12 protein-coding genes are annotated in these 16,491 nt (G+C 48.3%); 6 read left to right on the top strand and 6 right to left on the bottom strand.

Features of this window, described 5'->3' with window-relative positions:
- The first annotated feature begins 48 nt into the window (after positions 1–48).
- Both topA and DG177_RS02640 read left to right on the top strand, forming a co-directional pair.
- Positions 49–2,619 (top strand): type I DNA topoisomerase, encoded by a 2,571-nt coding sequence (topA, locus tag DG177_RS02650; protein WP_108810077.1) that lies wholly within the window; start codon positions 49–51, stop codon positions 2,617–2,619.
- A gap of 735 nt (positions 2,620–3,354) precedes the next feature.
- Complete coding sequence (locus DG177_RS02640) at positions 3,355–4,065, top strand: phosphatase PAP2 family protein (RefSeq protein ID WP_108810075.1); 711 nt, start codon at positions 3,355–3,357, stop codon at positions 4,063–4,065.
- An 89-nt stretch (positions 4,066–4,154) separates the two neighbouring features.
- Here the strand turns inward: DG177_RS02640 and DG177_RS02635 are convergent, their stop codons facing one another.
- Positions 4,155–5,588 (bottom strand): sigma-54-dependent transcriptional regulator, encoded by a 1,434-nt coding sequence (locus DG177_RS02635; RefSeq protein ID WP_337658458.1) that lies wholly within the window; start codon positions 5,586–5,588, stop codon positions 4,155–4,157.
- A gap of 4 nt (positions 5,589–5,592) precedes the next feature.
- Positions 5,593–6,123: a heme NO-binding domain-containing protein gene (locus tag DG177_RS02630; RefSeq protein WP_337658457.1), complete on the bottom strand. Its 531-nt coding sequence runs from the start codon at positions 6,121–6,123 to the stop codon at positions 5,593–5,595.
- A gap of 266 nt (positions 6,124–6,389) precedes the next feature.
- Here DG177_RS02630 and DG177_RS02625 point away from each other — a divergent pair, with 266 nt between their 5' ends.
- Genes DG177_RS02625 through DG177_RS02615 form a run of 3 tightly spaced genes read left to right on the top strand, consistent with a single transcriptional unit; the run spans position 6,390 to position 10,248 of the window.
- Complete coding sequence (locus tag DG177_RS02625; protein ID WP_337658456.1) at positions 6,390–7,574, top strand: polysaccharide biosynthesis/export family protein; 1,185 nt, start codon at positions 6,390–6,392, stop codon at positions 7,572–7,574.
- A 2-nt stretch (positions 7,575–7,576) separates the two neighbouring features.
- Positions 7,577–8,989 carry a hypothetical protein gene (locus DG177_RS02620; protein WP_337658455.1) on the top strand — a complete coding sequence of 471 codons (1,413 nt, stop codon included), beginning with the start codon at positions 7,577–7,579 and terminating at the stop codon, positions 8,987–8,989.
- Positions 8,944–10,248 (top strand): capsular biosynthesis protein, encoded by a 1,305-nt coding sequence (locus tag DG177_RS02615; RefSeq protein ID WP_108810071.1) that lies wholly within the window; start codon positions 8,944–8,946, stop codon positions 10,246–10,248. Before DG177_RS02620 ends, DG177_RS02615 begins: the two co-directional genes overlap by 46 nt.
- Positions 10,249–10,509: 261 nt before the next feature.
- Here DG177_RS02615 and DG177_RS02610 read toward each other — a convergent pair whose 3' ends face one another.
- Genes DG177_RS02610 through DG177_RS02595 form a run of 4 tightly spaced genes read right to left on the bottom strand, consistent with a single transcriptional unit; the run spans position 10,510 to position 14,739 of the window.
- A complete protein-coding gene (locus DG177_RS02610) occupies positions 10,510–11,538 on the bottom strand; it encodes a glycosyltransferase family 4 protein (RefSeq protein ID WP_337658454.1) in 1,029 nt (342 codons plus the stop codon).
- Complete coding sequence (locus tag DG177_RS02605; protein ID WP_108810069.1) at positions 11,535–12,527, bottom strand: glycosyltransferase; 993 nt, start codon at positions 12,525–12,527, stop codon at positions 11,535–11,537. Before DG177_RS02605 ends, DG177_RS02610 begins: the two co-directional genes overlap by 4 nt.
- A 24-nt stretch (positions 12,528–12,551) precedes the next feature.
- Entirely contained in the window at positions 12,552–13,481 is a 930-nt protein-coding gene (locus DG177_RS02600) for a glycosyltransferase (RefSeq protein ID WP_108810068.1), read from the bottom strand.
- Positions 13,474–14,739, bottom strand: a complete 1,266-nt coding sequence (locus DG177_RS02595) for an oligosaccharide flippase family protein (protein WP_108810067.1) — start codon at positions 14,737–14,739, stop codon at positions 13,474–13,476. The genes DG177_RS02600 and DG177_RS02595 overlap by 8 nt, the downstream gene beginning before the upstream one ends.
- A 282-nt stretch (positions 14,740–15,021) precedes the next feature.
- Between DG177_RS02595 and DG177_RS02590 the strand changes: the two genes are divergently transcribed.
- Positions 15,022–16,482, top strand: coding sequence for a WecB/TagA/CpsF family glycosyltransferase (locus DG177_RS02590; RefSeq protein ID WP_108810066.1), 1,461 nt, complete (start codon positions 15,022–15,024; stop codon positions 16,480–16,482).
- Positions 16,483–16,491: the final 9 nt, after the last annotated feature.

Genomic DNA, 16,491 nt, shown 5'->3' with positions numbered 1-16,491 from the left:
GTGCAACAGCCTCGCGCGTATACGTGAGACAAATGAAAAACGGAAAATATGCAATTAGTAATCGTTGAGTCACCCGCCAAAGCGAAAACAATCGAAAAATATCTGGGTTCGGATTTCAAGGTACTGGCTTCCTATGGCCATATCCGCGACTTGCCGCCCAAAGATGGTTCGGTTGATCCCGATGATGGTTTCTCGATGGTCTGGCAGCCTTATTCGGATAAGACGAAGCAACTGAAAGCCATTACCGACGAGTCCAAAAAGGCGACGCGCCTCGTTCTCGCGACTGACCCTGACCGGGAAGGGGAAGCGATTAGCTGGCACGTGCTCGAGGTTTTGAAGAAGAAAAAGGCGCTGCCTGAAAAAGTCGATCGTGTCACGTTTAACGCGATTACCAAAGCGGCGGTGACCGATGCGATGGCTCATCCGCGGACGCTGGATGATGACCTGATCGACGCTTATCGCGCCCGGCGCGCGCTAGACTATCTCGTTGGCTTTACATTGTCGCCGGTACTGTGGCGCAAATTGCCTGGTGCCAAATCCGCTGGCCGTGTGCAATCCGTGGCCTTGCGTCTGATTGTCGAGCGCGAGCGTGAAATTGAAGTTTTTAATCCGCAGGAATATTGGTCGATCACATCTCAGATGGAGCAGGGCGGTCAGGCTTTTGAAGCGCGGCTCACCATCCATCAGGGTAAAAAGCTCGGCAAGATGGATTTGTCGAACGAGGCAGAGGCAACGGTTGCCAAGACGGCAGTTGAGAATGGCCTGTTCACCATTGAGACGGTTGAAACCAAACCGCTGACCCGCAATCCACCACCACCATTTACAACCTCGACCTTGCAGCAGGAAGCGGCGCGTAAACTCGGTTATTCGGCCAGTCACACGATGCGGATTGCCCAGCAGCTTTATGAAGATGGCGCGATTACCTATATGCGTACCGATGGCGTGCAGATGGATGACAGCGCCATTTCTGCGGCACGCAAGGCGATTTCTGATCGCTATGACGCCAGCTATGTCCCCGACAAGCCGCGTATCTACAAATCGAAGGCGAAAAATGCGCAGGAGGCCCATGAAGCCATCCGGCCAACCAGCTTTACACGGGACACGGTGGGCAGCGGCGATCACGCCAAGTTATACAGCCTGATCCTGAAACGCGCGATGGCCAGTCAGATGGCAGCCGCACGTCTCGAACGCACGACCATCGACATGCTGGATGGCACCGGCCAAACTGGCCTACGTGCCACGGGTCAGGTCGTGAAATTCCCCGGATTTATGGCGCTTTATGAAGAAGGGCGCGACGACAGCAAGGACGAGAATGGCGGTTTATTGCCTGCCATGTCCAAAGGGGACAGCCCGGCGAAGAAATCGGTTGAAGCCAATCAACATTTTACGCAACCTCCGCCGCGTTACAGCGAAGCAAGTCTGGTCAAGAAGATGGAAGAACTCGGCATAGGCCGTCCTTCCACCTATGCATCGATCATCAAGACGTTGAAAGATCGTGCCTATGTTCGGACCGAAGGAAACCGTTTCTTTGCAGAGGAAAGTGGCCGGCTCTTAACAGGTTTTCTGGAGAGGTTTTTCCAACGTTATGTCGCTTATGAATATACCGCAGAGCTTGAGGACGAGCTCGATGAAGTCAGCGGTGGCCGTGCGGAATGGCAGAAGATTCTCGAAGCTTTCTGGCATGATTTCAAGCCGAAGACCGCGGAAGTTATGGAAAAGCTGCCATCCGAAGTTACAGCGGAACTCGACAAATTCCTTGAACCCTATCTGTTCCCGGAAAAAGAGGACGGAAGCGATCCGCGCCTGTGTCCGCGCTGCAATGAAGGCAAGCTGGCGCTGCGAGGTGGACGATTTGGGGCTTTTGTAGCTTGTTCCAACTATCCCGATTGCAAGTATACACGCCGCTTTGCCCAAGGTGGCGGTGCAAATGCCGATGAGGATGAAGGCCCTCAGGATCTGGGCGTCGATCCCGATACGGATGAGAAAATAACCAAGATGGTCGGTCGTTTCGGTCCCTATGTCCAGCGTGGCGAGGGGAAAGAAGCCAAACGGTCTTCCATTCCCAAAGATGTCCCGGCAGAAGATTTTGGCCTGGAATGGGCGCTAAAACTGCTTTCCCTGCCGCGCGAAGTTGGCATGCATCCGGAAACCGGTAAAGAGGTCAACGCACAAATTGGCCGCTATGGCCCTTATTTGAGCCATGACGGCAAATCCGCGCGGCTTGAAAACACCATGGAAGTGTTTGAAATCGGTATGAATGCAGCGGTTGCCAAGCTCGCAGACGCAGCGAAAAACGGTAAAGGCGGGCGCAGGGGCGCTGAGCCGCTGAAGATCATGGGTAAACATCCTCGCACTGAGGAAGAAATCAAGCTGATGGATGGTCGCTATGGGCCGTATGTCACAGATGGCACCACCAATGCGTCGTTGCCCAAGACAGTCGACAAAGATCAGTTAACCCTTGAAGAAGCGGCGCAGTTGATTGACGATCGTGCCGCTAAGGGGCCAGCCAAGAAACGCAAGAAAAAGGCAGCTCCTAAAAAGAAAGCAGCGGCTAAGAAGAAGCCAGCTGCGAAGAAGAAGCCGACAGCTAAAAAAACCGCGAAGGCCAAGGCGGAGTAGGGGCAGGTCTTCTTGTTGAGCGTGAATGTCCACCTTAGATGCAAGGCGGACATTTGACGCCGGTTGCTTAAGCAACCTTGGTCAAGGACTGCTCAAGCCGTTATGGGGCATAAAGTGGGCAAAGCAGAATATCGTTCCAGAACCCAATTTGCGTGTTCCCAATATGCCTTTCTGGTTCTTCCAGACAGCCAATTATCGATCATCTCTGCAGATAATTCCGGGGGGCAAATATGAAAGTTCGAACGAATGAGTTTTGATGTTCCCACTCCGGTTCGCTTTTTTTCTACTCTAATTTGATCCAATGCATCTGGATCGATTGTATATTTGTACCGTTTTATGGCACTAATTTGCTGAACAATGTTGGATTGTGAATAAAAGCAAGAGTCTGGCATAGCTGTCTTCCGATATCTGCGAGTTAAATTCTAGATCTCACGATCTGATATCGTAATCAGCAATCTATATGCCATAAACTATATATTATAATATATCAGATGTTTATATTGTGATCATATAATTAACCATTAAACGATTACTTGCAAAGTGCATTTTATTTGCAAAATGCAACATAATTTATTGCAATCTGAATTTATTCAATTCTGTTCCTTTTTTAAACTACTGAGAAAGTACACTTTTCTAATTGGCATGAGCATTGCCTCTCCAGTCACCACTATCGGTCAACGTCTTCCAATCCAAGGAGACTATGATTGATGCTGTAAGCTAAGATGGGAGTCCCAATTGGATCAGACTATTAAATTATGGTTCGGAGAGCTGCTGGGCAGCTTTGAATTGCTAGACGAAGCCGTTCTTACCATTTCCGCAAGCCACCTTGTTAAGGGCGGGGCGCTGGTAGCAATTCTACTTTATATTTGGATCGCTAAACCTGGCCAGTTTTGGATAGCCGAAAGCAAGACCCAGTTTCAAAACAGAGCTGCTATCATGGCAGCTCTTGTGGCCAGCGTTTTTGCGGAGACATTCGCCCTGATTTTGTCTCGTATCACAGATTATAGACTGCGGCCTTTCCTAGAAGAGGCATTCGACCTGCAGGTGCCCGAACGCCTGCAACTACTCAGTTCAGACATGATGAGCAGCAGCTCGTTTCCAAGCGATCACGCTATCCTATTTTTCGCGATAGTGGGCGCCATATACATGGTATCGCGGAGGCTAGGAATTTTTGCTTTTGTTTATTGCACTATTTTTATCGCTTTTCCGCGTATCTATCTTGGGTTGCATTACGCCAGCGACATATTGGTTGGGGCAGCTATTGGCTTCCTATTTGCTGTAGCGGGCATCAAATTATTCCAAAATTCTAAACCGATGCAATGGGGAATTCACTGGTCCTATTTACACCCTGCGTGGTTCTATCCGGTGTTTTTCTTGTTTTTGTATCAAGTCGCAACAATGTTGGAAGATGTGCGTGCATTTGCGCAATTGTTGAAATTTATCTGAGCATATCGGAAGCTTGAAAGAGTAACAACCACAGCAAAGTGTTTTGCCTTGCTGTCATTATTTGTCAGTAATGAGTTAGCCAAATAATGTCAGCAATCAGCCGCCAAGCTGGAGGCCCATTTTTCCTTTTTTCGATACAGAGTCGATGGACTTACACCCAGTTTTTTCGCGGCTTTAGTCAGGCTGCCCCCACAATTTTGTACTGCGCGGTCGACTAACAATCGCTCCACTTGATCGAGTGTCATATTGTCGAACTGATCAATTCCCTGATTCGCGGAAAATTGATTTGACGGGATCTCGGTATTTTGATCCTGCAAATTGATAGATTGCACTTGCGGAGAAGCAGCAGTGAATTCTGAGACAATAGTTTCATCTAGTTCTGGACCAGCAAACATCACTGCCGCACGGCGCATTAAATTTTGCAACTCACGCACATTGCCTGGCCAGGAATGCTGTTCGAATTTTTGAGCAAGTTGAACATTAAGCGGTGAAAAACTTTTGCCTTCTTCGTTCGCAAACCGATCAAGAAAGCGATTTGCCAATAGTGTAATGTCATTACCTCTTTCTCTAAGTGCTGGTAAATGAATTGGAACAACGGCCAATCGGTAATAAAGATCTTCGCGAAATCGCCCGTGCTGTACTTCGACGGAAGGGGTGCGGTTGGTTGCGCAGATGATCCGAACATCCACATTTTCTGCCTTAGTCGCACCGACGCGCTGAACCGTTCCAGTCTGTAAAAACCGCAGTAATTTCACCTGAAGCTTCAGCTCCATTTCGCATATCTCATCGAGGAACAATGTACCGCCATGGGCAGCCTGAACAGCGCCGACGCGATCCGAGATCGCTCCGGTAAATGATCCTTTTAAATGGCCAAACAGCTCGGATTCAAGAAGGTCTTCCGGAATTGCACCGCAGTTAATCGCAACAAATGGTTTCTTGGCGCGGGGTCCTGATTTGTGGATGGCATCAGCGCAAACCTCTTTGCCGGTGCCGCTCTCTCCCGTGATGAAAATTGTAGCTTTTGATTTGGCTACATTCCTAATTTGGTTGTAAATTGATTGCATAGGCTGACTGGCGCCAATGAATCCGCCTAACGCGTCATTATTGGTATTTTCGTTAGAATGTTGAGCGGCAGTGGGCTTAGCCTCTCGTTTCGTTTCGGCCGCACCCTTTGTCACAGTGACCAGACGACCTGGCGCCAGTGGTTTGACCATGAAATCGTAAGCGCCCAGTCGCATGGCATCAATTGCGCGGTTTATTGATCCATCAGCTGTTGCAACGATAATTGGTATGTCCTGAACAATATCAGGATTCTGCGCAAGCCAATCCAGCCCATTGCCATCAGGCAGTTGTAAGTCGAGCAACACGGCAGAAAATTGAGTTCCGTTTTCTTGCAACTGAGAATTGGCATCGGCCAAATTGTCGACAATGATGCTTTCAAATCCGGCTGACTCCAAATGACCAGCATAGGCCATGGAAAGCGAAGCAATATCTTCAATTATCAATATCTTATGATTGGCCATTTGATTATCCCGTAATTGTAAATGTTGCCGACTTGCCATCCTCGCTTATGCTCCACTCTAGAGCACGGCGATCATCATAATGTTCCATACACCCTTGAACGAGGCCCTGGGCGATTGCAGCCATGGGCCGATGGGATTGATAAGAAATTATGGTTTTTTCAGCGGATTCTTGCGCCGTGATCTGCGGCGGTTGGGCGTCGGGATAAAGAATGCAGACTTCGTTGTGAATGTGACTTCCAACATGGGTTAAAAGCGATTCCGCTGTGCGATAGGACTCCATGATATGCGGATATAATATAGTGAAACGGCCGTAGAGATATTTCCCATAAAGACGGCAAAGTTCAGCGGCTTCAATACCTGATTGTGCCGAGGCTTCCGCAACCATATTCAAAGCATATTCTGAAGGATAATTACCAACAGATGTAAATGCGCCATCATTGGGCAATTCTGATCCAGAAATAACTGCATCAGCAAAATCTGCCGATTTCACCTTCTCCATGAACCGGACCAGTTCGGTAAAAATTATGCCTTTCATTTTTGCTTTCCCATATTGTTTGTCTCTTCCCTCACCAAGCATCAACTATGCCAATATGCGAATGGCAGAATTTAGCGATTTTCTATCAAATATTTGCATTTTGCAATGTAGGTTATTTGCAATATGCGACAAAAGTCTTTGCAAATTGCAAAAATTTGCAAAAATTTTGATCGACCAATGAGGATTAACCTTTGTGTCTAGCGGATTTGAGCCGTTGGCACGCCCATTGCACTTTCAATCCTGAGTTTAACAATTTCAGGTGTATCATGTTCAGAAAAACGATGGTTATTGGCTTTTGCGCTGCGCTTGCAGGCGGTTGCGCCACGATGGAGCGCCCTGCCAACCTGGATACTAGCCAATATGCTCCCCAACAACAGGTCGAGCATAGCAATTCGGCGCCTCGCTGCATTAGCGGAGCTCTGCCTTCATCGTCATTGCCGCATAGACAAATAGCATCGGAAGTGCTGATCCGAAAACCAGATCTGCTTTCATCTGGTGACCGGATTCAACTCAAAATTGCTGGTGATGAAGAGAGCCTTTCAAGAATATATGTTTTGGCTGGCAATGGATCAGTTACGCTTGATGGTCGACATTCCATTAGTTTGGTTGGTCTATCGATTGTCGAAGCCGAGCAAACCATTTCTCGCACTCTTGTGGCAAACGGCCTTATCCGCGGACTTCGTGGAAGCGTTCGATTGCAGCTTCTGGAATTGGGTGGGGTTAGCGTCGCCGTTAATGGCGCGGTGTTCCAACCGGGGATGGTGCGGGTCGGCCAACGCTCGGCAGAATTAAGGGGCGTTCATCTCGACAATAACAATTCTGGAGATCGCAATATCACCCGGTCACTAACGGCCGCAATCCGAGCGGCAGGCGGCGTTCGACCGGATGCGGATCTGTCGGCTGTCTATGTCGTCAGTGGAAATAGTTGGTCCCGTGTGGATTTAACCGGTGCTATTGATGGAGATCTTATTGACGATATTTCTCTCTCTTCGAATGATCGTATTATCGTGGGATCGACAAATTGTTTTCAAAGTGAATTGGTGAAACCGTCACGAGTAACCGCGCCTGGTATTCGCGTGTTCATGTCCAATCTTTCTCGTCCGGCAGCCAGCAATGCCTCTTCCTCTATCGGAAGGGAAACAACCAGTCTTCCTTATGGAACCCGGCTGTCTCAGGCGATGGTATCAGCAAACTGTGTAGGGGGATCGGCGATGAATGCGGCCCGCAAAGTGGTATTGATGTCGCGAAACCCAATTAATGGCCAGTCGGTCGTGATCCAGCGTTCCGTGGAGAAGCTTGTTCGTCAGGACAATCGTGATCAGAGAGATCCCTATTTGATGCCAGGAGACAGTCTTGCCTGCTATGATAGTTTTGCCATGAACGTAAGGGATGTCATCAGCCTGGTTGGCGAGACAGCTTCCCCATATTTTCTCCTGAAAAATGTAGATTGATCGTGAAGCAGGATACAATGGAGAGACCCGGTCTGCCCGAGCGGTTGTGGCTGAAATTTAAGCGCCGCCGCCCGCTGCTGAGACGACAAAAACGCTATCTGCATATTGCGGCAATTTGGATCGCGGTGATCTGGCTGATCACGATGGTTTACCTTGTGTTAGCGCCGGAACAATACCGTAGCAAATTCACCCTGATCCTTCCTGGTTCAGGTGCTGGCAGCTCACTAAATGTCGAAAGCATCGGGCAAGCACAGTCGTCCGTCTCTTCTGCGTTTTCAAGCTCAACCATTAGCCCGACTGAAAACTATAAACGCCTCCTCATGACCGATATTACGTTGCGTGAAAGTGCTGAAAAATCGGGTGATCATGCCGACCGGTTCCCGGTTCCCGTTGTAAAATTGATCGACCAGACAAATTTAATCCAGGTTGAAATTGTAGGGCGAAATAGCAAAGAAGCGCACAAGCGTGCGATTGCTTTAAAGGAAAGTTTTTTAGAACAACTCGACGGACTGCGCAAAAATGAAGCAGAAACGCGAGAGCGGTCTGATGTTAGAAACCTTGTTCAATTGGAGAAGAAAGTTCGTTCAACCCAACAAGCATTGCTCGACTTTCAGGCGACAACCGGGCTCGTTTCGCTGGACCAGTTTAACACCCGCATAGCGAATATGGATTCGCTGCGTCAGCAGGAACGGGAAGCACGCCTGGCCGTGAAGCAGAAGTCTGCTGAATCGCAGAGGTTTTCATCCATTCTCGGTAAAGACGTCGACGGAGCAAACTCTGCAATGCGATTGCGATCAGATCCGGTTTTTCAGCAGCTTGCGGATCGTTTTGCGAAACTGGAAGTCTCAGCTCATGAAAAGGGTGCCACACTAGGGGAAAATCATGGTGCTCTTGTACAGGTCGTTACGGAAAGAGATCAACTAAAGGCAGCTTTGGTAAAGCGCGGCCAGTCGGTAACAGGCCTTAGCGCACGTGCAATTATGAGAAATGTTGACATTGCTGTTGCAGACGGCCGATCCAATTTGATGCAAAACATGGTGATAGCCAATTCGCAAAGTGCTGGTGCACGGGCAAGTCTAGCGGTGATCCGCAAAGACATTGCAAACCAATCTGCTAAAAGCGGCGAATTGGTAAAACAAGCGTCCGTTCTCGCGGATCTGGTTCGCGATCACCGTGTTGCGGAAGCGGTCTTTTCGTCTGCACTGGCTCGCATCGATACGAACAAACAAGATCCTTTTGCATCCTATCCGCTGGTACAAACGCTGGAGCAACCTTCGGTTCCACAAAAATCTTCCAGTCCATCATTGTTGCTTGCATTCGCTGGTGCTCTGGCGGGCACATGCATCATCCTTGTTGCTTTAGGGCTGCTATGGTTCAGACAGACCATAATCCGCAAAATAGCTCCGAACGTTTAGTCTACTTCACCATAGTAGCCACATGGCTGTTATGGTTGTTGGGTGGACTCTATATTGTCGGACCAATATTGGGGTGCGCGCTGGCATTTCAGGCAATTTATTTTTACTTTATTGCACCGGCTCTCCCTGAAACCAAGCGATTAGCGGTTCCCAATTTTTCCGTTCAATTGTGGCTGGCCTCCATGGGTTTAATGTTGGTCATTCTCGTTGTTGGCCATTTAAACTTTAGCTTGGGTATGGCTACTATGGCTAAGTCATCAATCGGATGGGCAAAAGGCTGGATGTTGATCGCCTTGTTCATTTTCGCTGGTGCAGTTTTGCCGATCAGGGCAAAAATTGTTTACCGAGCGATTTGCCGTTCAGCAAAATATACCATTTTTCTCCTTCCAATTTTTATTGCCGCCCCCCTGGTTGGGCTTCCGGAAACTTTGTGGGTGTCACCTTTGAAAATTGTAGGTGGTTCGGGATCAGAATATTTTGCCACCATCCTATATACACTTGAACCAGGGTCTGGGATACCGCGATGGCAGTTCTTCGCACCTTGGTCACCAGCAGCCGGAATGATTGGCCTGGTCTACTTTTTATGCGCACTTCAGGAAAAGGATCGTACGTGGAAAAGCTGGGGTGTAGCCGGTGCCTTGGCAATCATTCTAATGTCACAATCTCGCCTGGCTCTCGTGGGATTGCTACTCATTGGTCCAATACCATTTTTATTTAAACAAGTCACGATGCCGGCGATATGGTTTCTAGCGCTCCCAATCGTTCTGATCTTCGGTTGGTTTGCAATCGACATACTTGAGGCATTCAGTGCCGCGCAATCCGAATTTTCAAGTGCCCGTGCCGGCTCCACCCGTGTAAGAGAAACATTAGGCCGTATCGCCCTAGAAAGATGGGAAGCTGAGGCTTACTGGTTCGGACACGGAATTGTTGAACGCGGCCCACATCTTGTCGAATATATGTCGATAGGCAGTCACCATAGTTGGTACGGGCTTTTATTTGTGAAGGGCATACTGGGTTTGATCGCCTTAGCTGTGCCAATGATCACCAGCGCTACAAACTTGTTTCGCAAAGCTTTGGTATCTTCAGTAGGCTGCATCGGGTTTGCTATTGTCGCGTTGCTAACAATGTACAGCTTTGGCGAAAATTTGGAATCGCTTGCTTATCTCTATTGGCCAGCGCTGGTCCTATTGGGAAAAGCACTGCAATCACGCACCGATATAAGCGACGAGTCTACAACAGGCCCGAACGTAAGCAGGTAAGCAAGGGCTTCAAAGCTTGCCACAGCAACTGACCGACATGTAGATCGCGATGCAGGATAGTCTCTGATATAAATGAGGCATAACCGCCGAGAGAGCTCGCTTATCGCTATCGCGAAGAAAGTCACGCAATGAGGTTTCGGCCTAACTTGCTATCGTTGATATACCGATTGCTTTCCAAAACTAGGTTGAGCACAAGCAAATGTGGCCCCCGTCTTGGACGAGGGCCACTGGCTGGTCCCAACTCAAAATATTGTGATTACGTTAAGCAGCGGCCTCTAGGCATTCATTCCCCAACAGCGCTTCGAATACTTCAATCCAATCTGCAACTCGTTGTTCGGTTACTCGCAGACAGTTTTCGCGAGCCGCCACAGACATGTTCACCAACGGCAAATGTCTGATATTGCGCAGCATTCGGCCAATAGCTTCCATATCGTCAAAATCGACAGAGATACCGGCTTCTCCAATTTGTTCAGGCAATCCGCCAACATTAGAAACCAAAATTGGCCGAGCGGCACAACGCGCTTCTGTAGCTACCAAGCCATAAGCCTCAAATCGTGAAGGCACCGCAATGATATCGCACTGTTCCAAATAGTGATCAATGTCGGTTACTTTGCCATAAAAGGAAATGTTAGCGTTACCGGCGGCTAACCGTCTCAGTTCGGCTTCTTCTGGACCAAACCCACCAATCTTGAGCTTTATGTCATTCTGTGCGCCCAATTTGTTTACCGCTTCGATTAATCTGTCAAAGCCCTTTTCGCGGACAAATCGACCGTAAGCACCAATAGTGATGGGGTTATGTTGTGAAAAATGAGGCTGGGCGATATTCACGAGATTGTTCATTTCGCTCCAAGGGTAAATGACTTGCCGTTTTGAAGACTTGAGTCCAGTTGCTTCGGCGAACCACAATGCTTGCTCATTGGAAACACAAATGACTTGATCAAAAATCTTATGTGCTAGTTTTAGCATGGAACGAAAACGGGTCGGATCTGGTACTTGAAGCTGTTCCCACTCCCTCGAATAGCTGTGGTGAACCAATATCAATTGCGCAGAACTGTTCCGCGACGCCAAGGAATACAAAAAGGGCAGGGTATTCCAGCTTATCGAAAAGTGTACAACAATTGCTCCAGCATCAGGAAATTGCGGTGCAATACTCCAAACAGGGTGTGCTTCTTCGACGATCGTTTTGAACCGGTGACCGAAGGCGGGATGTTGAAACAGTTCGAGATTCTTAGTCACACCGCCAAGGGCGACGTCATCGAGCAAATGGACGATCTGCGTTTTATCTTTCATGCCAATACCTTTCCACCGGTCCATGAATGGGCAAGTTTTACAACCATATTGGATGGCAAATACCGTGCGGTTGTTGCCGCGAGGAATGTTAAAACTGACCTGATCGGTTCCTTTACTAGAGGCGCCGATGATTTTTTGGCAGAATCCTTCAATAAGCTTAGCGCAAATGCGCCATCTCCCATCTGGACAGCGCGGCGGGCCAAATATCGCAGCTGATAAGCACGTGCTTCATTCTCGATCTGTTCAACAAATTCCGGCGCGTTTTGTTTTGTCTTTGCAATCACTCGGTTCCAGCTTTCATATTGGGCGGCAATGTTGGACGACAACCCACCCGAGCCAATGCGATAATTTGTTAGCAGACCATCAATGCCCTCGAACTTGAAACCGTTGGTTAGAGCCATCCGGATCCAAAGTTCGATGTCTTCGGATTGCCTGAATGTCTCGTCAAAAAAGCAAATTCTATTGGGTTCATCACGACTGAAGAAAGCGATCTGGTGAAGCGCGGTTTTGCGAATAACCGGTGACGATCCATTCCCGACGGGATTGCGTAAAATTATATCCCTGGCACTAACCTTGGCCAACTTCGGACGCTGCATCTGTCGAAGAGGAGTTCCATCATTATCCATGAGCCGGGAACCGCTATAGCTCACGCCAACTTGCGGATTGTTATCCAAGTGAATTTTGTGGAGAGCGAGTTTCTCTGGGTGCCAGGTGTCATCGGAATCAAGCAAGGCGATATATTCGCTGCGCGCTTCTAATATTCCGGTATTTCGTGCGCCAGCCAAACCTCGATTTGATTGTGTCACAATACGAATGCGAGGATCATCGTAGGATGCACAAATTTCGATACTCTTATCTGTACCGCCATCATCAACAATGATCAGTTCGAAGTCTTCGACTGTCTGAGCGAGTACGGATTCAATGGCCGCTGGTACAAATTTTTCAACATTATGAACCGGCATAACAACTGAAATGGATGGGTAATTCATAGGACAGTCCTTTCTGACTGACTTCTAGGCAAAGAGATGGACGCGTGTTGAGCGTGGCATGAGGAATGCAGCGAAGGCTGAAACTAGGGTCAACCAACCCCGCCTTTGATCTTCTAGGAAAGATTCGCGATCGGCACGCATACCTTGGAGCGCATAAGCCAGAGCAACTTTCGCTGGTGCTCCAGCACGCAATGCTCGCCGCGACAAATAGCGACAATAAATGGCTTCGGACGATGAAATCTGATCTGCTTGCGCATATTGATCTGCCAATTGTCTCCAACCAACAAACATCGCCGGCAAATCTGCAGAGAGGCCCAATGGATTCAGCCGATAGTCGACAAGATACCGATCAATTCCGACCACCACATGGCCTTGAACAATCAAACGCGCCAACCATTCCTGGTCCTCCGCATAAGACATTTTCGCCTCGAAATTGCCAATGGTTCGAATAATGTCATTGCGAACAACCAGGTTGGACATAGTACATACCGGATTTTCTGAAATGATCTGATCAACCGATAACGCGTCTGATCTGACAGTAGAAAATGTCCTGGCATCGCGACCATTGGAAGCATGTTGATCAATGAATGCGACCTTCGCGTAACTAGCAGCAGCTTTTGAATTTTGCTGATGTAACTCGCGGTGAACCGCCAATTTGTCGTTGGCCCAAAGATCGTCGGAATCAATGAAAGCTACCAATGCTCCTCTTGCCAAACCAAGGCCAAGGTTTCGTGAGGCCGATACACCCTTGTTTTCCTGCGATACAAGTTTGATCCGCTCATCATCCGAAGCGAAAGCCAGCATCAGTGCAAGACTATCATCGGTTGATCCATCGTCGATCAAAATCAATTCCAGATCGCGTTCTGTTTGGTTCAACACCGAACTAATGGTTTTCAAGATCTGATTGGAGGCATTGTAGACCGGTAATATGACAGAGAAATGCGGACTATTCATGATAAAACTCCCGTTTTGTGAAATATTGAATTGCGGAAATGGTCAGATAGGCAGTGATCACCGTGGCGGTGCCGACTACCCAGCCTATCGCTGCCAAAAATAGATTTGAATGTGCGCCGACTAGCATCATCCCCAGCGCCGAAAGACAGATTGCTGATCCGACCCAAGCATCGAGTGAGGTCCGTTGGCTCGCGCGCAGATATGCTGACAACAGCGCGCCCAGCATCATCGGTATCGCAGCCGTCGAAAGGACTTGGATCAGAGGAATAGCATGTGTCCAATGTGCCCCAAAAATGATGGGGACATAAATCGGAGCGAACAAAAGTTGCACCAGCGTCAGGGATCCGAATATCCCAAATCCCAAAATTACTGCTAATCCAAGGGTTGCTCTTTGTCGTCCGTCCGACTTTGCCTCACATAAATGTGGATACAAAACGGTGCCGAACGCTGCAGCCAGAGCGCCAACAATACCGATGCCAGCGTTGAATGCAAAATAGTAGCTGCCCAAAGCTGAAACGCCAAGCAAGGCGCTGATAATGAGCTTATCAAGGTTGTTACGTAATGCGAGCCAGATATCGGCAATCAAAATCGCTGAACCAAATTGCAGCATCGAACTCAAGGGTGCGTACCCTTTTGCAGGATTGTATTTCCACGCGTTGGCCCGGCGCATCATGATGAGCCAGAGTGGAGCTGTGAGTAATTTGGGTAGGACAATCGCCCATGGATTGGCCCAAGCAAGGATTAATACGCAAGTTATCAAATGATCCACTATCGTTTGTGTTGCGCCAATTGCCGCTACTGTTGGCAGTTTTTTTGCACGCATAAGTCGGAAGCATTGCACCAGTCCGCCAGGCATAAACAGGTAAACCCCGGACAAGGCAGCGAGCATTTGCGCAGCAACCAAATTATCGAAAAAGCCGTACAACAGCGCTGCCGCAAAAAGCTGTATGCCAGCTACAATCGCGCACCAAACCCAAAATACGCGGTAAGCAGAATTGCAAACTTGATCGAGATATTGGGAGTCCGTGGCAATTATTTTTTGACCAACGCCAATATTGGCCAAGACGCGGATGAGTTCGAATAGGCTGAGGGTAAGCGCTGCGACACCAACCAGTTCCGGAACCAGTTGACGAGCAATGATGATAACAACAAGCAACCGGACAAAGCGATTCAATAACTCGGCAGACCCATAAGCCAATAACCCACGCAAAATCGATTGTATGGTTGAGTTCTCGTGAATTGATGCGGCAATTGACATAGTTGGTTTCCAAATGACTTGGCTACTTCAGTTCAATTGCTGTGCCAGTTTTCGAAACCCCCACGATTCCGGACATCATCGCGGTTAACGAAAAATCTACCTTGTTCCAGCTGTTGCATATTGAATTCGGTTTCTCGCATTTCGCGAAAATCGTTGCGTTTTGCGCGGGATACTAGCCACGAAAATCAAATGGTAACCTATTAAATAATTGATATATATAGATTAAGTGGTTCTGGCACAAGAAATGCGGGTTGAAATCCAAATCAAATTTGGAGCCAGTCTATGAGTCAGTATCAATCCGCAGAAAGCATCCGCCAAAATCTTGGTCGACAAATTTCTCCCCTTTTGATTGGGCGTTCACGTGCTACGGAATTAGCTACGCGACTTTATCAGAACGGAGCGCCTTCGTTATTCAATCTGCCACTTGCCAACGGACATCTGGGCAAAGTTGCATCGCATATTGTAGATGCAGCGGCTGATGGAGAGCGCAACATCATTCATTTTATTAATGCGCATTGTGTCAATCAAATCCAACGCGACGATCATTATAGCAAGATAATTGAGGAAACAGATATTTTGCTTCCGGATGGATCGGGCCTTAAGTTGGCCGCCGGTCTTTCAGGTTCTGGAAAAATAGATAATCTGAACGGTACAGATCTGTTCCCACATTTATGCGAACAGGCTGCACAGAAAAATCAAACCATTTTTCTGTTGGGTGGTGCACCTGGTATAGCATCCACTGCTGCAAAAAATATGCGGAACAAAATTTCCGGATTGCGCTTTGCGGGCACTCAAAATGGTTTCTATGCCAAGGGGACCGACGACGAAATCATCCAGAAGATCAACGCTTCAGGCGCTTCAATACTACTGGTCGGAATGGGTGTTCCACTGCAGGAAAAATGGATTGCCAAATATCGCAATCAAATCAAGGTACCTGTTATCTTGGGCGTAGGCGGCCTCTTCGACTATTATTCCGGGAAAATTGCGCGGGCGCCGCTTCTTATTCGAAAATTGGGTATGGAATGGACGTGGCGATTGGCAATGGAACCAAGCCGACTAGCCAATCGATATATAATCGGTAACACTCGGTTCATTGTTCATGCCGTTAAGCACGCTTTTGTCGCGCGAGGACATGCCGAGCGATATGCGGCAGCCTCCAAACGAACATTGGATTTGTCCATTGCTTTGCTAGCACTTGTTCTTTTGGGCCCGTTGGCTGCAGCAATCTGTCTATTTATAACCATGGAGGATCGCGGGTCTCCATTCTACCGACAAACCCGAATAGGAGCTGATGGAAAGCCGTTCAAGATATGGAAATTCCGATCCATGTACAAAAATGCTGACGAGCGAAAGGCATCATTGACTGAGCAAAATGATCGCGATTCCGTTTGCTTCAAGATGAAAGATGATCCCCGGATTACCAAAGTTGGAAAATTTATACGCCGAACGTCGCTGGATGAACTCCCGCAAATACTGAATATTCTAACCGGTCAAATGTCGGTTGTAGGCCCGCGGCCCGCGCTTCCTTGCGAGGTGCTCAGTTATGAACAGCGTGAACGCCGTCGCTTAAATGGAAAGCCAGGATTGACCTGCACATGGCAGGTCTCAGGTCGAGCCGATATTCCATTTGCACAGCAAGTAGAAATGGATTTGGAATATCTTGAGGAACAATCGATCCTGAAAGATATCAAACTTATTACCCAGACAGTTCCGGCTGTCATATCGGGAAGAGGGGCCTATTAGGTCTCGGGC

It is taken from the genome of Sphingorhabdus sp. Alg231-15, from assembly GCF_900149705.1.
Taxonomy (GTDB): Bacteria; Pseudomonadota; Alphaproteobacteria; order Sphingomonadales; family Sphingomonadaceae; genus Parasphingorhabdus.
This window is presented reverse-complemented; position numbering and strand designations above follow the sequence as displayed.